General features: G+C 34.3%; 19 protein-coding genes and 1 tRNA gene. 13 read left to right on the top strand and 7 right to left on the bottom strand.

Annotated elements, in window-relative coordinates; all coding sequences use genetic code 11:
* Positions 1 to 30: 30 nt before the first annotated feature.
* The 3 genes from QWY86_RS19600 to sppA all read right to left on the bottom strand — a co-directional run bounded on the left by QWY86_RS19600 (position 31) and on the right by sppA (position 4,340).
* Positions 31 to 636 (bottom strand): DUF4254 domain-containing protein, encoded by a 606-nt coding sequence (locus QWY86_RS19600; protein WP_290244613.1) that lies wholly within the window; start codon positions 634 to 636, stop codon positions 31 to 33.
* A 112-nt stretch (positions 637 to 748) separates the two neighbouring features.
* Entirely contained in the window at positions 749 to 2,434 is a 1,686-nt protein-coding gene (locus QWY86_RS19595) for a DNA polymerase/3'-5' exonuclease PolX (protein ID WP_290244611.1), read from the bottom strand.
* A gap of 139 nt (positions 2,435 to 2,573) precedes the next feature.
* Positions 2,574 to 4,340, bottom strand: coding sequence for a signal peptide peptidase SppA (gene sppA, locus QWY86_RS19590; RefSeq protein WP_290244609.1), 1,767 nt, complete (start codon positions 4,338 to 4,340; stop codon positions 2,574 to 2,576).
* A gap of 50 nt (positions 4,341 to 4,390) precedes the next feature.
* Between sppA and folK the strand changes: the two genes are divergently transcribed.
* Positions 4,391 to 4,885 carry a 2-amino-4-hydroxy-6-hydroxymethyldihydropteridine diphosphokinase gene (gene folK, locus QWY86_RS19585; protein ID WP_290244608.1) on the top strand — a complete coding sequence of 165 codons (495 nt, stop codon included), beginning with the start codon at positions 4,391 to 4,393 and terminating at the stop codon, positions 4,883 to 4,885.
* Positions 4,886 to 4,902: 17 nt separating this feature from the next.
* Positions 4,903 to 5,286: an Hpt domain-containing protein gene (locus QWY86_RS19580; RefSeq protein ID WP_290244606.1), complete on the top strand. Its 384-nt coding sequence runs from the start codon at positions 4,903 to 4,905 to the stop codon at positions 5,284 to 5,286.
* 3 nt (positions 5,287 to 5,289) lie between these two features.
* Here QWY86_RS19580 and pssA read toward each other — a convergent pair whose 3' ends face one another.
* Both pssA and rho read right to left on the bottom strand, forming a co-directional pair.
* Complete coding sequence (gene pssA / locus QWY86_RS19575; protein WP_290244605.1) at positions 5,290 to 5,976, bottom strand: CDP-diacylglycerol--serine O-phosphatidyltransferase; 687 nt, start codon at positions 5,974 to 5,976, stop codon at positions 5,290 to 5,292.
* A 74-nt stretch (positions 5,977 to 6,050) separates the two neighbouring features.
* Positions 6,051 to 7,772: a transcription termination factor Rho gene (rho, locus tag QWY86_RS19570; RefSeq protein ID WP_290244604.1), complete on the bottom strand. Its 1,722-nt coding sequence runs from the start codon at positions 7,770 to 7,772 to the stop codon at positions 6,051 to 6,053.
* A gap of 425 nt (positions 7,773 to 8,197) precedes the next feature.
* Between rho and pyrF the strand changes: the two genes are divergently transcribed.
* The 5 genes from pyrF to QWY86_RS19545 all read left to right on the top strand — a co-directional run bounded on the left by pyrF (position 8,198) and on the right by QWY86_RS19545 (position 12,137).
* Positions 8,198 to 9,028 (top strand): orotidine-5'-phosphate decarboxylase, encoded by an 831-nt coding sequence (gene pyrF / locus QWY86_RS19565; RefSeq protein ID WP_290244603.1) that lies wholly within the window; start codon positions 8,198 to 8,200, stop codon positions 9,026 to 9,028.
* A gap of 195 nt (positions 9,029 to 9,223) precedes the next feature.
* Positions 9,224 to 10,126 carry a DMT family transporter gene (locus QWY86_RS19560; RefSeq protein ID WP_290244602.1) on the top strand — a complete coding sequence of 301 codons (903 nt, stop codon included), beginning with the start codon at positions 9,224 to 9,226 and terminating at the stop codon, positions 10,124 to 10,126.
* 127 nt (positions 10,127 to 10,253) lie between these two features.
* Positions 10,254 to 11,537, top strand: a complete 1,284-nt coding sequence (locus tag QWY86_RS19555) for a DUF2851 family protein (protein ID WP_290244601.1) — start codon at positions 10,254 to 10,256, stop codon at positions 11,535 to 11,537.
* A gap of 50 nt (positions 11,538 to 11,587) precedes the next feature.
* Positions 11,588 to 11,803 (top strand): hypothetical protein, encoded by a 216-nt coding sequence (locus QWY86_RS19550; protein ID WP_290244600.1) that lies wholly within the window; start codon positions 11,588 to 11,590, stop codon positions 11,801 to 11,803.
* Positions 11,804 to 11,918: 115 nt separating this feature from the next.
* Entirely contained in the window at positions 11,919 to 12,137 is a 219-nt protein-coding gene (locus QWY86_RS19545) for a PspC domain-containing protein (protein ID WP_290244599.1), read from the top strand.
* A gap of 132 nt (positions 12,138 to 12,269) precedes the next feature.
* Here QWY86_RS19545 and QWY86_RS19540 read toward each other — a convergent pair whose 3' ends face one another.
* Positions 12,270 to 12,923 carry an ankyrin repeat domain-containing protein gene (locus tag QWY86_RS19540; RefSeq protein WP_290244598.1) on the bottom strand — a complete coding sequence of 218 codons (654 nt, stop codon included), beginning with the start codon at positions 12,921 to 12,923 and terminating at the stop codon, positions 12,270 to 12,272.
* A 508-nt stretch (positions 12,924 to 13,431) separates the two neighbouring features.
* Here QWY86_RS19540 and QWY86_RS19535 point away from each other — a divergent pair.
* The 5 genes from QWY86_RS19535 (at position 13,432) to QWY86_RS19515 (ending at position 18,182) form a co-directional block, all read left to right on the top strand.
* Positions 13,432 to 16,023, top strand: coding sequence for an FtsK/SpoIIIE family DNA translocase (locus QWY86_RS19535; protein ID WP_290244597.1), 2,592 nt, complete (start codon positions 13,432 to 13,434; stop codon positions 16,021 to 16,023).
* Positions 16,024 to 16,083: 60 nt separating this feature from the next.
* Positions 16,084 to 16,734: an outer membrane lipoprotein periplasmic chaperone LolA1 gene (lolA1, locus tag QWY86_RS19530; protein WP_290244596.1), complete on the top strand. Its 651-nt coding sequence runs from the start codon at positions 16,084 to 16,086 to the stop codon at positions 16,732 to 16,734.
* A 232-nt stretch (positions 16,735 to 16,966) separates the two neighbouring features.
* The gene (locus QWY86_RS19525) at positions 16,967 to 17,239 is read left to right on the top strand and encodes a hypothetical protein (protein WP_290244595.1); all 273 of its coding nucleotides are present in this window, start codon (positions 16,967 to 16,969) and stop codon (positions 17,237 to 17,239) included.
* 49 nt (positions 17,240 to 17,288) lie between these two features.
* On the top strand, positions 17,289 to 18,053 hold the full coding sequence (locus tag QWY86_RS19520; protein WP_290244771.1) for an MBL fold metallo-hydrolase: 765 nt from the start codon (positions 17,289 to 17,291) through the stop codon (positions 18,051 to 18,053).
* A 45-nt stretch (positions 18,054 to 18,098) separates the two neighbouring features.
* A tRNA-Leu gene (locus QWY86_RS19515) sits at positions 18,099 to 18,182 on the top strand.
* 68 nt (positions 18,183 to 18,250) lie between these two features.
* On the opposite strand, the gene QWY86_RS19510 is transcribed toward QWY86_RS19515, so the two are convergent.
* Positions 18,251 to 18,808: a hypothetical protein gene (locus QWY86_RS19510; protein ID WP_290244594.1), complete on the bottom strand. Its 558-nt coding sequence runs from the start codon at positions 18,806 to 18,808 to the stop codon at positions 18,251 to 18,253.
* A 264-nt stretch (positions 18,809 to 19,072) separates the two neighbouring features.
* Here QWY86_RS19510 and QWY86_RS19505 point away from each other — a divergent pair, with 264 nt between their 5' ends.
* The gene (locus QWY86_RS19505; RefSeq protein ID WP_290244593.1) at positions 19,073 to 19,471 is read left to right on the top strand and encodes a hypothetical protein; all 399 of its coding nucleotides are present in this window, start codon (positions 19,073 to 19,075) and stop codon (positions 19,469 to 19,471) included.
* Positions 19,472 to 19,523: the final 52 nt, after the last annotated feature.

Genomic DNA, 19,523 nt, shown 5'->3' with positions numbered 1-19,523 from the left:
GACGACTTTTTATCTTTATTCTTTGCTCTTTTATCCTTTCTCTTTGTACAAAACCGGATTTAAACTCGGGTCGTTGTACATTTTCATTTGCTTGTACACTTTCATGAATTTTTTTCCCGCCTCAATATCAGCCAATAATTCATCAATACTTTGCGATAAATCATCGCGTTGCGATAACAAAACATTTAATTTGCTTTGGCAGGTATCACGATGCTCAGCAGTTGCGCTTTCGCGTTCAGCTTCTTCCTGCATATGGTAAATTTTCAATGCCAAAATCGAAAGTCTATCTATTGCCCAAGCCGGACTTTCCGTATTAATTTTCGCATCCGGTAAAGCCGAAATTCCCTGGTAAAGATTTAAGAAATAACCATCAATAAACTCCACCATATCCGTACGAACCTGGTTTTGTGCATCAATTCTTCTCTTCCAATTTAAACCTTCAGTTGGGTCGATTTGGGGGTTACGAACAACGTCTTCCATATGCCATTGAGCGGTGTCAATCCAGTTTTTAACATAAAATAAATGCTCCAAACTTTCTGCATCAAATGGGTTTTCAACCGGCTGGTCAATATTATCAAACTTGTGATAATCTATAATAACTTGATTAAATACGCGGTTGGCAATTTTACTTATCATGGGGCAAAGATATTAAAAGATCTTTTCCTTCGGATTGATTTTGAAGATTTAGATTCCAGATTGTTTTATCCTAAACCCTAAACCCTAAACCCTAAACCCTAAACCCTAAACCCTAAACCCTAAACCCTTTTTTACCTTCAAAATATTCCGTTATTTCTTCCAACGAAAACGCATTCAAACACTTTTCTGCACTTAAGCCACCTTTACGGGCAACCAAAATTCCATATTTCATATCATGAAAACCTTCAGTTCTGTGCGCATCTGGATTTATAGAAAGCAAAACGCCTTTTTCTAAAGCATAGCGATGCCAGCGCCAATCTAAATCTAAACGAAGCGGATTAGCGTTGATTTCGATAACGACATTATTTGCGGCACAAGCATCAATAATTTTTTTATAATCAATAGGATAACCAGCACGACTTAACAATAATCGCCCTGTTGGGTGACCTAAAATGGTAGTGTAAGGGTTTTCAATGGCCTTTAATAAACGAGCCGTAGCCTTTGCCTCATCCATTCGCAAATTGCTATGAACTGATGCTACAACAAAATCAAAAGTTTTCAAAATTTCATCAGCATAATCTAAAGAACCATCGCTTAAAATATCGCTCTCAATACCTTTAAAAATTTTGAATGGTGCTAACTTTTTGTTCAATTCATCAATTTCCCGGTGCTGACCAAAAACACGTTGCTCATTTAGTCCTTTTGCGTAAACTGCAGTTTTTGAGTGGTCGCAAATGCCAAGATATTGCAGATTTAGCATGTCCTTGCAGTAAACTGCCATTTGTTCGAGTGTATGCACACCATCGCTCCATGTAGAATGGTTATGTAAACTGCCTTTTAAATCATCATATTTGATTAGTGTAGGAAGTTGGTTAACTTTTGCCAGTTCAATTTCATCAAAATCCTCACGCAATTCTGGTTCAATAAAAGCTAATCCAGCTTTGCTGTAAATTTCTTGCTCATTTACAAAAGGACCATCACTGGCTAATGCCAAAACTTTTTGTACATGTTCTGCGTTCCCAGTTAGCTTAAACCACTCTAAGTAAAAATCAGCTTTCTCTACTACGATAATTTTAATTCTTAAACCGGCTTCGGTTGTGGTTATAAATGCTTCTTCGCCAGCAATGAGTGATAATTTTTCAAAATTTGGCAACTCAAAAATTACACGGTCTATATCCTCAGTGCAGATAACAATTTCGAGTTCATCAATAATTTCACAAGCTCTACGGTACTGACCAGCAAAAGCGATAGAAGCATGGTGGTCTACGCCAATTAACCATCTCGAAAGTTCATCTAAAATAGAATCGGCAAAACTTTCTACCTGGGCAAATAAAAACCTACCGTTGGCTGCCAACTTAAATTCGATGGCCTTTTTAATCTCTTCCTGCGTTTTTAAACCGAAGCCTTTAGCTTCAATTAATCTATTTTCATTACAGGCATAATATAATTCCCCTATACTTTCGATGTTTAAATCTCTCCAGATAATAAGAATTTTTTTTGGTCCGATTCCTTTAATACCCAGCATTTCTATAATGCCTTCTGGTGTTTGCTGAAGAATATCGGTTAACTCTTTAAGCTCGCCTGTTTGTAAAAGCTCAATTATTTTTGAAGCCAGACCTTTCCCAATTCCATCAATTTTATCTATTTCTTCAATTGGTGTATCTTTTAAGGCAAAAGGTAATTTATCAACCTTGAAATAGGCGTTTGCAATAGATTTAATTTTGAAAGGATTCTCTTCATGCAGTTCCATTAACTGCGACAAAAGACGTAGGGTACGGGCGATGGTTTTATTTTCCATAAGGAGGTAAAATTAACGAATAAAGTTAAGATGGAAAATGGAATGTGAAAGAGGGGAAGGTGATATTTAAGGTGTGAGATGTAATATGGAAAATGTGAGATGGCAAATTGCTTTTCCACCTCACATCTTACATGCTCAATTATTTTATAACAGCTTCAAAGGGCATTCTCATCTGAATACCTGAGCTCGCCATAACCTTTTTGATTTGATTGTAAAGCAAATAATTTTCTCCCAGTTCTTGCTTTGCGTAATAAGTTTTTATTCTATCTGTACCTTGATCCAGAAAGGATTTTAGCGGGTCAATTACATCAGGATATTCAACAACTTTAAAATCTTTCACTTTGGCCTTTTTAGCGGCAGCTTTAATTGCATCATTAAAACTACCAATTTTATCAGCTAAACCAATTTGAACGGCATCCGTTCCAATCCAAACATGACCGCCACCAATGCTATCAATGTAAGCTTTACTTTTCTTTCTCCCATCAGCAACACGGCTAACAAAACCGCTATAAATTCTATTTAATTCATTTTGTATGATGAATCTTTCGCCTTCAGTCATTGGGCGGTTTGTTGCCATAATATCTGCATACTTACCAGTTTTAACACCATCAAAAGTAATTCCCAATTTATTAGTCATTAGATTTTGAAAATTTGGTATTAAACCAAAAACACCGATAGAACCCGTGATGGTATTTGGTTGAACAAAAATACTATCAGCAGCACAGCCAATATAATAACCGCCAGATGCGGCCACATCACCAAAGGAAGCAATTACCGGTTTTTCTTTTTTGGTAAGCACAATTTCTCTCCAGATTACATCAGAAGCTAAAGCACTTCCACCTGGAGAATTTACTCGGATAACGATAGCTTTTACATCGTCGTCCAAGCGGGCTTTTCTGATTGCTCTTGAAATTCTTTCAGAACCAATTTGTGAATCTGAACCTTCTCCACCAATGATTTCTCCATTTGCGTAAACAATTGCAATTTTATTTTTGCTGCTCTCCGAAGAACTGCTATTTTTTGCATAATCATTTACGGAAACAGACGTGATATTTTGCTTTTTGGTCTTGCCTGAGATTGATTTAAGTTCTTCCAGAATTTCATCCTTATATTTCAATGCATCAACCATTTTATAATTCAACGCATCTTTTGGCTCTCTGATTTTATAATTATCAGCTATGCTGTATAAACTATCTTTTTGAATACTTCGTGTTAGAGCAATATCTGTTAAAAAAGTATTGTACAAGCCGCCAACATAAGCTGTAACTTGCTTACGATTATAATCGCTCATTTTATCTAAAATAAAAGGCTCAACAGCACTTTTGTAATTTCCTACACGGATAACCTGCATTTCTACGCCAACTTTTTCTAAAGTTCCTTTGAAAAAGGTAAGCTCAGAACTAAATCCTTTAAATTCTAAGGCGCCCTCAGGATTTAGATAAATTTTATCTGCGGCCGAAGCAATATAATATGCACCTTGAGTGTAAACTTCGCTGTAAGAAATAATTTTTTTATGAGATTTTTTAAAGTCAATCAAAGCATTTCTTACCTCACGCATGGTTGCAAACCCAGCATTAGGACTACTCACATTTAGGTAAATACATTTAATATTATCGTCTGTTTTAGCTTTTTTAATTGATTTTAAAAGGTCTTGTAAACCGATACCATCTTTCTCATCGCCGCCAACAATTGGAATATTACCAAAGGGATTTTTTGGTGTACGTTCTGTAATGGCTTGATCTAGGTTTAGGTATAAAACAGAGTTGCTACCAACTGCAACTGTTTTATCATCGTCTATAGATGAAATTGCAGCAACAATAACAACGAAGCAAATAATAAACACAATTATTATAGACAAGAAAAAGCCTAACATTGAAGCAAATAAATACTTAAAAAATTCTCTCATTTAAATGTTTTAATTTTGTGGTGTAAAGATATAAAATACACAGCGCATATATGGCATTAGAGCAAACAACTGCTTATTTGTTACTAGGTGGAAATTTAGGTGATAGAAAAAAGAATCTGGAAGATGCAATTGAGCATTTAGGCAAGGAGGTTGGAGAAATTCTACTAAAATCTTCTATTTACGAAACAGCTGCCTGGGGAAAAACGGACCAGCCGGCTTTTTTAAATCAAGCGATTAGCATATCGACAAAGCTAACTGCATTAGAGGTTTTAGAAAAAGCGTTATCAATTGAAGAAAAATTAGGTAGAATAAGAAAAGAAAAATGGGGAGAAAGGTTGATAGATATAGACTTAATTTTATTTGGTAGTGAGGTTATTAATATCGAAGGGAAATTGCAAATACCACATCCTCAAATGGCTAATAGAAAATTTGTAATGTTGCCCTTAGCTGAAATCGCCAGTGATGTTATGCATCCAGTCATATTCAAAACCATTTTTCAAATAGCATTAAAAATTTCAGACAATTTGGAGGTAAAAAGAATCTAATTTTATAGATTTACTTTATGGAAGAGCATTATGATAATCATCCCTTAGATTTATCATATCTTATCGAAATGGTTGGTCATGATCCAGAATTCATGATTGAGATTTTTGAAACCTTTATTGAGCAAACGCCTTTTTACTTAGCGGAGCTTGAAGATGCGCTTCTCCAGCAAAACTGGAAGAAGTTGGCAGATTGTGCCCATAAAATTAAACCCACATTTACCTATGTTGGCAGAACCGATGTAAGAGAATTTGTACATACAATTGAGCGCAGTGCTCGAGAACTTGTAGATTTGGATAAACTACCTGAAAAGGTTAAGGAGCTGCATACGATGCTTGAAAAGATTTATGTACAAATAGAGCATTCCAAACTGGATGTAAAAACTAAATATAATATGCTTTAGGTTTTATTGAACTAATTGGTTTGACCTAAAATGTAATATTGACATTGCTATATAAAGTATTAAAACAAAAGGTATTGCTGCGAATTGCAATACTGCAATTAGAATCGCCGATAGAATTAAGAAGATAAATTTTATTTTATTTTTTGCCCAGCTTAAATCACTAAATTTTAAAGAAAATATTTTTATCTCACTTACCAGTAAGAAACTTGTAATTGCTGTAATAGCTACGAGTAAAATTGTTGAACCAACCACTTGTGGATAATCAGTTGCGATAAATGGTAGAGAGCAGATAAAAAGTGTATTCATTGGCGTATTTAATCCAATAAAATCTTCTGTTTGCCTTTCATCATTATTAAATTTTGCTAATCTTAAAGCAGAGAATATGGTTATGGAAAAGCCTAGATACGGCAAATATTCTGAAGAATAATCACTTGATTTTAATAGCTGATACATGATTATTCCTGGCAAGAAACCAAAACTTACCATATCTGCAAGTGAATCTAAATCTTTACCTATCGCCGATTTAACATTTAGCAAACGAGCAACCATCCCATCGAAAAAATCAAAAATACCTGAAAGAATAACAAAATATGCTGCAGTTTCAAGGTCGCCTTTAAATGCAAAAACGATTCCAATACATCCAGAAAATAGGTTTGCACAGGTAATCGCATTGGGGATATGCCTTTTCATTAAGTTCTAAGTTATACGTTATAAGTTTTAAGTGGATAGTTACCTAAAACTTACCACTTAAAACTTATTACTTACTAGCTATTCATCGAAATTAAAAATTCTTCGTTGCTTTTGGTGCCTTTTATTTGTGCTTGTACAAATTCCATCGCTTCCTGGCTATTCATATCTGCAAGGTGGTTACGTAAAATCCAAACACGTTGTAATATATCTCTGTCTAATAATAAATCATCTCTACGAGTACTTGATGCTGTAATATCAATTGCAGGGAAGATACGTTTGTTAGATAATTTACGGTCTAACTGTAACTCCATGTTACCTGTACCTTTAAATTCTTCAAAGATAACCTCATCCATTTTAGAACCAGTATCGGTTAATGCAGTAGCTAAAATTGTTAATGAACCACCGTTTTCAATGTTACGAGCTGCACCAAAGAAACGCTTAGGTTTGTGTAATGCATTTGCATCAACACCACCCGATAAAATTTTACCCGATGCTGGAGCAGTCGTATTATAAGCTCTCGCTAAACGTGTAATTGAATCTAATAATATAACCACGTCGTGTCCGCTTTCAACCAAACGTTTAGATTTTTCTAAAACAATATTGGCAATTTTTACGTGGCGTTCTGCTGGCTCATCAAAAGTAGAGGCAATAACCTCAGCCCTTACACTACGAGCCATATCTGTAACCTCTTCCGGGCGCTCATCTATTAAAAGGATAATTAAATAAACTTCTGGATGATTTTTAGCAATTGCATTTGCAACTTCCTTAAGTAAATTGGTTTTACCTGTTTTTGGTTGCGCAACAATTAAACCACGTTGACCTTTACCGATTGGCGTAAATAAATCCATAATACGGGTAGAGTAGTTACTGTTATCCGTAAACAAATTTAATTTTTCGGTCGGAAAAAGTGGTGTTAAATAGTCGAAAGGAACACGATCTCGAACTTCAGCTGGGATTCTGCCGTTAATGGTTTCTACACGAACCAATGGAAAATATTTTTCGCCTTCTTTAGGTGGGCGAATGCTACCTTTTACAGTATCACCTGTTTTTAAACCAAAAAGTTTAATTTGAGACTGAGATACATAAATATCATCAGGAGATGTTAAGTAATTATAATCTGCAGAGCGCAAGAAACCATAGCCATCAGGCATAATTTCTAAAACGCCCTCGTTTGTAATAACGTTATCAAAATCTAGATTTGAATAACTGTTTTCATTTTTATGATGATTGCCACCTCCTGGTTGTTTTTGCTGGCGATTATCTTCGCGTTGAGGTTTTTCTTGCTTCTCTCTAGGCTCTGTTCTTTGTCTTGGAGCTGCAGGAATTACTTCTGCACTTTCCTCAATCAAAGCAGAAATAGGTTTGCTGCCACCATCTTCAGATTCAACAATTCTATCTGGCTGCGTTTCTGCTTTTTGTTGATGTTGCGGCTCATCAAATAAAGTGACAGAATCTCTTCTTCTTTCTACAGGAGCAGCAGATTCATCTTTGCTTAACCGAGCTCTCTTTTTAATAGGTTTTTCTGCCGTCAGATTTTCGGCTGCAGCAGCTACTACTTTTGGTGTTTTTTCAGCTTTTACAGCTTTCGCTTTTAAATGTGTGGCAACTTCAGCTTGCTCAGATTCGCCATAAGGATCTGTACCAGCTTTAGCTGCATTTATAATATCTTGCTGGTGTAAAAGTACTTCAACAAGGTCAATTTTTCTTAGGGATTCGGCACCTTCAATGCCATAAGACTTTGCTAACTCACGTAACTCTGGAGTAAGCTTCTCATTTAATTCTGTTTTGCTAAACATTCTAAATTTATATGTTTCAAGAAATTTTTCATTTGTTTATAACGGATGTTTCCCGTTATAACTCTGCTCAGGCTAAAATATTTGTGTTAGTGCTAAAGCCCTGGCGGTTTCATTGTGCATAAATTCTTTTGGTTACAAATCCTAAAATGAGTGGTTTTTGTTTACTCAAAATGGTTTTATAATTGTTTACGTGCTGAATAAAAACGAAGTTTCGTTTTTAGAAAATGGTAACAAAAAACAAGTCTTGATAAATTTTTTCTGGGATATTCAGATAAACGATTGAGAAATTATGTTGCAATTGTATGTATTTGAAACGTAATCCGCAAGAAAAAGTTTAAAATGTTTATAAAAATAATTAATGTGAAGATTATTTCTTCTTTACAAAAACTTAAAAAACCTCATATTTGCAGCAAATAAGCCATTATATGACTAAGCAACAACTTTTTGAGCAGATACAAAAAAAGCGTTCGTTTTTATGCGTTGGATTGGATTCTTCGTTGGATAAAATCCCTCAGCACTTATTAAAGTATGAAAATCCTATCCTAGAGTTTAATAAACAAATTATTGATGCTACTAAGGATTTATGTGTTGGTTATAAACCGAATACGGCGTTTTACGAGTGTTATGGCAAAAAAGGTTGGGAAACATTAATCGAAACCTGGAAATATCTTCCTAAAGATACTTTTTCAATTGCTGATGCAAAACGTGGTGATATTGGAAACACAGCAGCAATGTATGCAGAAACCTTTTTCAATGAAAAATCATCAGAAATGAGTTTCGATTCTGTTACCGTTGCTCCATATATGGGCAGCGATTCAGTAACACCATTTTTAACTTTCGAAAATAAATGGGTAATTCTGTTGGCTTTAACTTCAAATTCTGGTCATGCTGATTTTCAACTGCAAGAAATAGGAGCGGATAAGCTTTTTGAAAAGGTATTAAAAACCTCTCAAAATTGGGCAACAGATGAACAAATGATGTATGTCGTTGGTGCAACTCGCGGTTCTGCATTTGCCGATGTTCGCAAATTAGCACCAAATCATTTTCTTTTAGTTCCTGGTGTTGGTGCACAGGGAGGCGATTTACATGAAGTGTGTAAATATGGTTTAAATTCTCAATGCGGATTGTTAATAAATTCTTCGAGAGCAATTATATACGCTAGCCAGGGAGAAGATTTTGCAGAAAAGGCTAGGGAAGAGGCTCTAAAATTGCAGCAAGAAATGGAGCAGATTTTAGTTGACGCTGATTTAATTTAACCAAAAGTTTATCATTTTGTCACGAAAATATGTAATACATGGAAAAGGTATTCCATGAATCCAGTGTTTCTGTGGCAAGCTTTTTTATTTTAATGATTTGTGTTGACAAATTATCGCCACGTGAGCACGGAATACACGGAAAAGGTATTTTAAGTTCCATGATTTTAGTGTTTCCGTGGCAAGCTTTTTCGAATTATGAAATCAAAAATAGATTTAAAACTTATACTTTCATTATCAGGCGTAGCCTTAATCTGGGGGACAACCTATTTAGGCATTCGTGTTGCGGTAGAAAGTATTCCGGCTTGGTATGTAACAGCCATTCGCCAAACCATTGCATCTTTAATAATTCTATTTATTTTAATTAAGCAAAAGGAATTAAAATGGATTGGTTGGTCGGGTTTTAAACGTCAGATTTTGCTCTCTATATTAACGGTTGTTATCGCAAATGGAATGACAACCGTTGCAGAAAAAACCATACCAAGTGGCTTAACTTCTTTAATTAATGCAACATCACCATTATTAGTTTTTTTAGGCTGTGTATTTCTGGGGATTCAAAAACCAAGTTTGAAAGGTTTTATAGGTGTTTTTATAGGTTTTTTAGGTATAGTATTTATTTTTAGAGATGGAATAAGTGATTTACTTGAGCCTGGCTATCGCAATGGGATTTTATCATTAGTTATCGCGGTTTCAGGTTGGACTATCGGAACCATTTATTCCAAAAAACACAGTGGAAAACCTCAGTACATTTTCTTAAATCTATTTTATCAATTTGTATTCTCTGCAATTGTGCAATTTGGTTTGGCATTAATTTTTTCTGGCAAAGCCGATGTAAGCTCATGGAAAACTGAAAGCATACTTGCAGCAGTTTATCTGGCTATATTTGGCTCCGTTCTGGGCTATTTCTGCTATCACTATGCTTTGAAAAAAGTTTCAGCTTCTGAGGTTTCTATTTTAACTTATTTTAATACGATTATTGCGATATTTTTGGGTTGGTTAATCCTTAACGAGAAAGTGGATATAGATTTAATTGTGGCAACTATTTTAATTATTGCAGGGGTTTTTATTACTAATTATAAGAAGAAAGTTCAAGCTATTTAAAATTTCGAACCGTCATTTCGACCGAAAGTGGAGAAATCTTTTAAATATGTTATAAAGCTCATTTTATAAAAAATAGCAGGTACACAAAATGTTATAAAACTTTTAGGAATATTTTCTATCTTCAAAAATGAATTTTCTTGAAGATTTTCTTCATTATGTATGGCAATTTAGGTCGTTTGATAACAATGATCTAAAAATTGATACTGGAGAAAATTTAAAAATTATTCATCAAGGCTTATTAAATAAAAATTCTGGTCCAGATTTTAATAATGCTAAAATTCAGATTGGAGGAACCGTTTGGGCAGGTAACATTGAAATTCACATAAAATCTTCTGACTGGTTAAAGCACAATCACCAAACTGATGCCAGTTATGAAAATGTAATTCTGCATGTGGTTTATGATAATGATGTTCAAATTAAAAGAATTGATGGTTCGGTTCTGCCAGTGCTTGAACTTAAAAACCGAATTGCTGGTGATCTGATCGAAAAATATGAACATTTATTTTTATCACTAACAGATTTTCCCTGTGCAACGCAAATTGGAAATGTAAATAAGCTGATAATAGATTCCTTCTTATCTAGAACGCTGATAGAAAGATTTGAAGAGAAAACGGAATCGGTAATTAAAACATTAAAAGGATTAAATGGAAATTGGGATGAAACCTTTTATCGTTTTACGGCCAGAAATTTTGGATTTAAGGTAAACGCATTTCCATTTGAATTATTTGCAAAAGCAATTCCACAGCAAATTTACGGCAAGCATAAAGATAATGCTATGCAAATTGAAGCATTGGTTTTTGGTGCCGCCGGCTTTTTGAATGATGAATTTAAGGAAGAATATCCGGTAAAGTTGAAACAAGAATTTCTGTTTTTACAAAGAAAATACGCACTGAAACCTATCGAAGTTTCAATGTGGAAATTTATGCGAATGCGTCCACAAAATTTTCCAACTATTCGCTTAGCGCAATTTGCCGCATTAATTGTAAAAGCAAACCATTTGTTTTCTAAAATAATAGAGATTAAAGAGGTAAAAGATTTACGCAATTTATTTGATGAACTACCTGTTAACCCGTATTGGAAAACACATTATCATTTTAAAAAAGAGGCGGTTGGTGTAAAAACTCAGATTGGAAAAAAATCGATTGATAATATTTTATTAAACACAGTTGCATTGTTTTTATTTGCCTATGGTAAAAATACCGGTACTCAATTCTACATCAGCAGCGCTATTAAATTACTAGAAAGCTTACCTGCTGAAGAAAATGCGATTACTGATAAATTTCTTTCGGCAGGCGTTATGATAGAAAATGCCTTTGCTTCTCAAGGTATTTTGCAGTTGAAAAAGCAATATTGCGATCAGAAAAAATGTTTATCTTGTGGTATTGGAATTAAGATTTTAAAACAAGCTTAATTTCCTTCAATTTTTTTCAAACTTTCCACCTTTAAATCGGTTTATGAAATATGGAATTCCCACACGAACTTAGAGAGCTTTATCCCGATAAAATTATTGAGGTAAGGGGCAATGCTGATGCTCTGACAGTGATTTTACAGGCTGATGTAGATTTGGAAAAGTTCAAAAGCGAATTGAAGAGAAAGTATTCGGGTTTAGAAGAACAGCAAATTTTGTTTATAAAACATGAGAATAGACAAGATTTCGAGAAATTGATTTTAGACTAGCTTAATCTTCTGTTTTTACTTTAATCAAATATTATTATTAAATTAGGGTTTGATTAGCAATAATTTATTTCGCTATCGTTAATTGGTATAGAAATTAAAATTTAAACAAAATAAAATGTTCCAAAGGATTATAACTTATTTTGAGCAACAGAGTTTTGGGGTTTCTACTTATTTAGCGAATAAGTTGAATATGAGTACGGCAAAAGTGAGGCTGTTTTTCATATATTCGTCCTTTTTGGCAGTCGGTTTTCCAATTCTTTTTTATCTTTTGGCTGCAGTTGTTTTGGATATCCGAACATACATTAAGAAAATGAGGTTAAGAATTTGGGAGTAAAATGTTAATTTTTACGTTATACGTTTTAAGTAGTACATAACTTAAAACTTAACATAATACAATCAAAAAACAGCTTTATTTAATTTGAGAGTATGCATTACCTATCATATTTTAAGTAACGTAAAACTCATTTTAATCTTCCCTCAAAATATCCGCAATTTCATTAAATCCTTTTTCGGCTGCTAAATCTGCTGGTAATTTTCCGCCTTCCATGCGTAAGCGAACTTCAGCACCATGTTCTAAGAGTAAAATAATCAATTCTATATTACCTAATTGTGCAGCTGTATGCAAAGGTGCCAATCCAGCTTTTTGGCAAACATTAGGATAAGCGCCTGCATCTAAAAGCATTTTAGTAATGTTTATGTTATTTGCAGCCACGGCAGAATGTATCGGGAAAACATTAAAACCATTTTTAGAAGCCAAGTTAACATCAGCGCCTTTCAGCACTAGAAATTTCGATAATTCTTCATGCCCGAAATAACATGCCAAACCAAGGGGCGTGAATCCATCATCAGAAAATTGGTTTACACTCGCTGGATTTTGAAAAATTAGCATCGTGGCAGTATCAAATTTCCCAACAGCACAGGCTTCAAATAAAGTTAAGTTTTCTGTAAATTCTGTTATTAGATTAGCGATTTCTTGCTTTTTATAATAGCAAGCTAACAATAACGGCGATATATTATGTGAGGTATTCGCATTTGCTAACGATGGATTCTGAACTAATATTTCTTTAACAGCTTGTAAATCTCCAGCTTCAATTTGCGCTTCAAGTTGCCCTGTACTCATATAGATTTTTATTTAAAAGTTGATTTAAATTAACAAAAAATTAATAATGTGTCGAAATTTTTAACTGAACTAAATATTATTGCGTATTTGGTGAGCTCATTCTTAAAAAACTACGAGGGAAGCAGCTTCATGTGATTAGCATTAACCTGAGTTAAATAAACCTGATAGCAATGGAAATACTTTTTGTTTGCAGCAACCCTGAATATATACCTTTAGCAATTAACAAAAAGATTGGAATGAATAGCAGGACTACAGTACCTATGAAACACAAAACAATGATTTTTTAAAAAAAAATCCCGTTTAACCTATCCGGGCAAAACGGGATAAAACCTAAAACAAAATCCGTTTCATTTTTGACAAAACGTGCAACTTGTGTGTTGTAAAATAATAGACCGATTTTTCTGTTTAAGGTTTAACAAGCATTTAATAATTTTATTTAATTTGATGCAACATGTAAAACTCGTAACAGATATTTTATATTTGTTCTTTATAATTATTACGATAGAAAATGGCGTTAAGGGGAAACCAATTTAAATCCAATACATTCAGAGATAAAGGTGCGGAAAACGCGTCAGGCAGGTCGTCATCTGGTCGGCAGCCAAAAGAAAAAAGAGAATATTTACCAAATTTCGATTTGCAAGACGGCCGTGCTGTAAAAATTGTAGGCTTGTTTTTTGTTATACTTTCACTTTATTTTTTAATTGCATTTACATCTTATTTATTTACCTGGCAAGATGACCAGAGTTATGTAATTGATGCCAATGGTGGTTGGGGAAACTTATTCAAAACTTCTGAAGAATTAAAAGATTCAGGCGTAACTATTCCAATTGTGCAAAATTGGTTAGGTAAATTTGGGGCATTATTATCGCATCAATTTATTTACGAATGGTTCGGAATTGCATCATTCTTATTCGTTTTGGCCTTCTTTATAATTGGTTACCGTTTACTTTTTAAGGTTAAAATTTTATCAATTTCTAAAACACTAGCTTACAGTTTTTTCTTTCTGTTGTTTTTATCACTAACCTTTGGTTTTGCACATAGTTTTTGGTCGCAATCGCCGCATTTTGTTGAGGGTGAATTTGGTTATTGGAGCAATAAATTACTTGCGGCGCAAATTGGAGCGGCTGGTGTAGCCGGTTTAATTGCTTTTGCAGGCTTAACTATTTTGATTATTGCTTACAATATCGATTTTAAATTACCAGAGCGTAAGCAAAAAGAAGTTTACTTAGATAACGAAACGCCTGATTATGTAAATGAGGTTAGGGAAAAGTTTTCCAACAACCGAGAAGTTGAAGAGACGGTTGAGCCAATAGAGTTCCCTATTCGTGATAAATCAACAATTAATGAGCGCAGGCAACAAAATGTAGTTTTACAACCAAACAGATTTGAGCAAAAAGATGAGGAAGAAGTTGTTAAACCTGTTGTTTTATCTCCATCGGCAGCAAACTTACCTTTGGCAACCGCGGCTGCAGCAGCTATGCCCTTAACTGTTGAGCCAACAGTTGAAGAAGAAAAAGAGCCTGCATTTACAATTGAAAAAACCGAAGAGGAGAAGAAATCTGATGATTTGGTAGAACAGTTTGGAAATTATGATGAAAAACTAGATTTATCTGGTTATAAATACCCAACTGTAGATTTATTAGAGAATTATGGCACCAACAAAATTTCGGTCAATGCTGAAGAGTTAGAAGCCAACAAGAATAAAATTGTAGAAACGCTTAATCATTACAACATCGAGATTGATAAGATTAAAGCGACAATTGGTCCAACGGTTACACTTTATGAGATTATTCCTGCACCTGGCGTAAGGATTTCAAAAATCAAAAACCTTGAAGATGATATTGCGCTCTCATTAGCGGCTTTGGGTATTCGTATTATCGCACCAATGCCGGGTAAAGGCACAATCGGTATCGAAGTTCCAAACCAGCATCCAGAAATGGTGCCGATGCGTAGCATTTTAAACACAGAAAAATGGACTTCAAATGCCATGGATTTACCAATCGCATTAGGTAAAACCATAAGTAATGAGGTATTTATTGCTGATTTGGCTAAAATGCCGCACTTACTGGTTGCTGGTGCAACCGGACAAGGTAAATCGGTTGGTATAAATGCGATTCTGGTTTCTTTATTATTTAAGAAACACCCGGCACAATTAAAATTCGTATTGGTCGACCCGAAAAAAGTTGAGTTAACTTTATTTAATAGAATTGAGCGTCACTTTTTGGCTAAGCTTCCGGGAGAGGCTGATGCTATTATAACCGATACCAAAAAAGTTGTAAATACTTTGAACTCGCTTTGTATCGAAATGGATCAACGTTACGATTTATTAAAAGATGCTCAGGTTAGAAATTTAAAGGAATACAACGATAAATTCATTAAACGTAAGCTTAACCCAAATAACGGACATAGATTTTTACCATTTATTGTATTAGTGGTTGATGAGTTTGCCGATTTAATGATGACGGCCGGAAAAGAGGTTGAAGCGCCGATTGCCCGTTTAGCACAGTTAGCACGTGCCATTGGTATTCATTTGGTTTTAGCAACTCAGCGTCCATCGGTAAATATTATTACAGGAACCATTAAAGCCAATTTCCCGGCAAGGCTTGCCTTCAGGGTATTATCTAAAATCGATTCACGTACAATTCTAGACAGCGGTGGTGCAGACCAGTTAATTGGTCGTGGAGATATGCTTTTATCAACAGGTAGCGACTTAATCAGGCTACAGTGTGCTTTCGTTGATACACCAGAGGTTGATAGAATATCTGAATATATAGGTAACCAACGTGGTTATTCTGATGCATATCAATTACCAGAATATATTGATGAAGCAGGAGAGGGCAGCAAAGCAGATTTTGACCCGAACGAGCGTGATAAATTTTTTGAAGATGCAGCAAGGCTAATTGTATTACACCAACAAGGCTCAACATCTTTAATTCAGCGAAAACTAAAACTTGGTTATAATCGTGCAGGTAGAATTATCGACCAACTAGAGGCTGCAGGTATTGTTGGTCCGTTTGAGGGAAGCAAAGCCCGAGAAGTTTTATATCCTGATGAATATTCTTTGGAACAATTCTTGAATAGTATAGATAAGAAGGATTAGATTAAACCAATAGCGAATAATTTACTCCAACGTTTTAGTAGAAAATTTAAAAAACACAAGATGAAAAAAATAATTTCGGCATTAATGGTTGTTGTTGCTTTTACAACTTCAGCCTATGCTCAAACGGATGCGAAGGCAAAAGCAATTTTAGCAGAGGTGAGTAAAAAATACAAATCATATAATATTGTTAAAACTGATTTCTCTTTTACGCTAGATAACCCGAAAGCAAAAGTTAAAGAAACGCAACAAGGTACTTTATATGTTAAGGCAAACTCGAATAAATATAAAGTAGCCATGACAAATCAAGAGTTGTTTAGTGATGGTAAAAGCCAATGGACTTACTTAAAAAAGGACAAGGAAGTACAAGTTAGTAATGTAGATAACAGTGGAGATGCAATAAATCCGGCAAAAATTTTTACGGTTTACGAAAAAGGTTTTAAATACGTTTACACCGGAGAAGAAAAATCTGGTGCTAAAACCTATCAAATGATTGATTTAACACCAGTTGATGCGAAAAAATCTATTTTTAAAGTGCGTTTAAGTATCGATAAAGCTGCTAAACAAATTGCAAATGTTGTTTTATTCGATAAAAATGGAAATAAATACACTTACAATGTGAAAACTTTTTCCCCTAACGTAAACGTACCTGAAACAACTTTTGCTTTTGATGCAAAGAAATATCCAGGTGTTGAAGTAGTAGATTTAAGATAGTTATTTTTCCGCTTTGCGGGATAAGATTTATAAAGGTTCAGTTGGCAACAGCTGAACCTTTTTTATTTTATTTTTTTTTGCCACAAAAACACCTAATACACTGAACTTTTGTTCCTCAAGTCGTCATTAACATCCTAAGGAAAAACGCCAGACGAACAACGGACAACAGAAAACGCTAAAAAAATATTCTTGTTATATGAAATGCTGCATAGATTTCTCTAAGTTTGTTCTAATGTCTTTGCCACTAACAAATCATACTTTAGAAAAATTGGAGCAATTGCTGTTTGCAATGGGTTTTAAGGTTCGTTATGAAAAAGGAAATTTCAAAACTGGATCGTGCTTACTCGAACATAATAAGGTTATTGTTGTAAATAAGTTTTCCAACCTCGAAGGTAAAATAGCTGCTCTTATTAATTTAGTTAAACAAACTAATCCTGCCGAAAATCTGTTAGATGAAAAGCAACGTCAATTTTTCCATTCCTTACAGCAAACAGAATTATTTTAATGCAGGTACAAACAGAATATTACGTGTTAAGAAAGGAAGATTATTTACGATGAAGGTTACTTTTTTAGGTACAGGTACATCGCAAGGCGTTCCTGTAATTGGGTGCAATTGCGAAGTTTGTACATCAGTAGATAGCCATAATAATAGATTACGAACGTCTGTTTTAATAGAGACAGAAGATAAAAATATCATAATAGACAGCGGCCCAGATTTTCGCTACCAACTTTTAAGAGAACGAGTAAGGGATTTAGATGCTATTCTTTTTACGCATGAGCACAAAGACCATATTGCTGGTTTAGATGATATTCGCCCTTTTAATTATTTGCTGCATAAAGTAATAGATGTTTATGCAACAGAGCGTGTTCAGACTGCTTTAAAAAGGGAATTCTATTATATTTTTGCTGAAACTAAATACCACGGATTGCCCCAGATTAATCTTCATACCATTAACAATGGTGAAGCGTTTCAAGTTGGCACAAATGATATAATTCCTTTCGAAGTGATGCATCATTTACTGCCTATAACTGGTTATCGTATTGGCGATTTTACTTACATTACTGATGCTAAAACTATTTCGACTGAGAGTTTTTCTAAAATAAAAGGAACAAGAATTTTAGTACTTAATGCTTTGCAAAAAGATCCACATATTTCTCATTTTACTTTGAATGAAGCTATAGCTTTTGCTCAAAAAATTGGTGCAGAAACAACTTATTTAACTCATATAAGCCATAACTTAGGCTTGCATGATGCTGTAGAAAGAAATTTACCAGCAAACATTTGCTTAGCTTACGATGGCTTAAAAATCGAATTGTAATTAGCAGTTTCTTAAATCTAAAATTAAATTATATTTGCATCGCAAACTCAGGTGGCGAAATTGGTAGACGCACCAGCTTGAGGGGCTGGCGCCCGTACGGGTGTGGGAGTTCGAATCTCCTCTTGAGTACAATAAAAGGCCTGACATTTGTCAGGCTTTTTACTTTTGCTCTTTTCTAATTTTATAAAACGTAAATTTTAACAACCACCATTTTTATTAAATTCACGTTTAAAAAGTACTTTATTATTATGTTCAATATAATCGCCAGATACAATTAAATACAGATGATTTGGAGAATATCCAGCGCTGTGGCTTTTTACAATGACTTTATCGTTTACCTTAAGGCTCTTTAGCGATTCGAATTCTTTAGCATTAAATTGCATCATATATTCCTCGCCATCAATCTTAACAATAAGCCATTTTGGTGATGATGAATTCGCATTTGGACGACGATAAGTAACAGATGTAATAATGGCCTCCATATTACTGAAATCCTTGATGTACTTTCTTATTTTATCATAACTAGCATGCACTCTTTTACCATCAAGAGATAGTTCCCATTCTTTGTACTTTAAACCATCGGGAGAGGCTTCCCATTTTTTTCTATCTTCCATTGCACGGGCATTACGCTCGGCACTGGTTAGGATTGGAGATGGTTTAACGTCATTTTTAGTTTCACGGTTAGCGAAAACTAATCCGCTTACCACAACAAGCGGTAAGATTAATACATAGGTGATTCTTTTTAAATTTTTCATAATTTTCGAATTGATTCAGCAAATCTAGCTTGACGTTTTCCGAATCGAATCATTCGAATTGTAAATAAAAACGTAAACATTGTAAATAATTATTAAATAGTCGCTGAAACCTATGTTTGTACATTAAATACCTTTTATGTTAAGGTTTAATTAATTGGTGATTGTAATCCTGTAGTAACAATATTCTAAATCTTATTTCATAATTCATAGTAAAAATTACACCCATTTCTTGCTTTTAAAACTCAATTGGTTAATTTTGGGCTGTTGAAAAGATTAATACACATACTGCTAATAAGTTTTTACCTGTTCTCTACTACAGAATTGCAGGAATTGGCCAAATTGCCTGTGTTATTTCAGCATTTTTTTGAGCATAAAGGTATTGATGAAAATATAACTTTTGTAGGCTATCTTGTGCATCATTACGGAAACATTCCGCACACAGATAATGATGAAGCTAGGGATAATCAGTTGCCATTTAAAACACACAGCTTTTGTGCTGCGAATGCTTTAAGCCCTGCATTGCCACCTTCTTTTGGCATAATGCTAAAAAGAATTTCTAATCTTGTTCCCGAGCAAAAAATAATCTTAAATAACGATTGTGTTATTTACTCGGCTTACGCCGGAAAAATCTGGCAACCGCCAAAGTCTCTAATCCTTTCTTAATTTTTAGCTTTTTAGTTGATTAGTTTTTGATTTTCTTTTGTCAATTTTATTG

The sequence above is a fragment of the Pedobacter aquatilis genome (genome assembly GCF_030409415.1).
GTDB classification, from domain to species: domain Bacteria; phylum Bacteroidota; class Bacteroidia; order Sphingobacteriales; family Sphingobacteriaceae; genus Pedobacter; species Pedobacter aquatilis.
The sequence above is the reverse complement of the archived record's forward strand: the minus strand, read 5'-3'. Positions and strand labels throughout refer to the sequence as shown.

Bases quoted from the DNA above. Each gene is read 5' to 3' on its own strand.
- QWY86_RS19600 (WP_290244613.1), bottom strand. From the start codon at position 636: ATGATAAGTAAAATTGCCAACCGCGTATTTAATCAAGTTATTATAGAT.
- QWY86_RS19560 (WP_290244602.1), top strand. From the start codon at position 9,224: ATGAAATCAAAAATAGATTTAAAACTTATACTTTCATTATCAGGCGTA.
- pssA (WP_290244605.1), bottom strand. From the start codon at position 5,976: ATGAAAAGGCATATCCCCAATGCGATTACCTGTGCAAACCTATTTTCT.
- folK (WP_290244608.1), top strand. From the start codon at position 4,391: ATGGCATTAGAGCAAACAACTGCTTATTTGTTACTAGGTGGAAATTTA.
- pyrF (WP_290244603.1), top strand. From the start codon at position 8,198: ATGACTAAGCAACAACTTTTTGAGCAGATACAAAAAAAGCGTTCGTTT.
- QWY86_RS19545 (WP_290244599.1), top strand. From the start codon at position 11,919: ATGTTCCAAAGGATTATAACTTATTTTGAGCAACAGAGTTTTGGGGTT.
- sppA (WP_290244609.1), bottom strand. From the start codon at position 4,340: ATGAGAGAATTTTTTAAGTATTTATTTGCTTCAATGTTAGGCTTTTTC.
- QWY86_RS19595 (WP_290244611.1), bottom strand. From the start codon at position 2,434: ATGGAAAATAAAACCATCGCCCGTACCCTACGTCTTTTGTCGCAGTTA.
- QWY86_RS19540 (WP_290244598.1), bottom strand. From the start codon at position 12,923: ATGAGTACAGGGCAACTTGAAGCGCAAATTGAAGCTGGAGATTTACAA.
- QWY86_RS19555 (WP_290244601.1), top strand. From the start codon at position 10,254: ATGAATTTTCTTGAAGATTTTCTTCATTATGTATGGCAATTTAGGTCG.
- QWY86_RS19550 (WP_290244600.1), top strand. From the start codon at position 11,588: ATGGAATTCCCACACGAACTTAGAGAGCTTTATCCCGATAAAATTATT.
- QWY86_RS19535 (WP_290244597.1), top strand. From the start codon at position 13,432: ATGGCGTTAAGGGGAAACCAATTTAAATCCAATACATTCAGAGATAAA.
- rho (WP_290244604.1), bottom strand. From the start codon at position 7,772: ATGTTTAGCAAAACAGAATTAAATGAGAAGCTTACTCCAGAGTTACGT.
- QWY86_RS19510 (WP_290244594.1), bottom strand. From the start codon at position 18,808: ATGAAAAATTTAAAAAGAATCACCTATGTATTAATCTTACCGCTTGTT.
- QWY86_RS19525 (WP_290244595.1), top strand. From the start codon at position 16,967: ATGTCTTTGCCACTAACAAATCATACTTTAGAAAAATTGGAGCAATTG.
- QWY86_RS19580 (WP_290244606.1), top strand. From the start codon at position 4,903: ATGGAAGAGCATTATGATAATCATCCCTTAGATTTATCATATCTTATC.
- QWY86_RS19520 (WP_290244771.1), top strand. From the start codon at position 17,289: ATGAAGGTTACTTTTTTAGGTACAGGTACATCGCAAGGCGTTCCTGTA.
- lolA1 (WP_290244596.1), top strand. From the start codon at position 16,084: ATGAAAAAAATAATTTCGGCATTAATGGTTGTTGTTGCTTTTACAACT.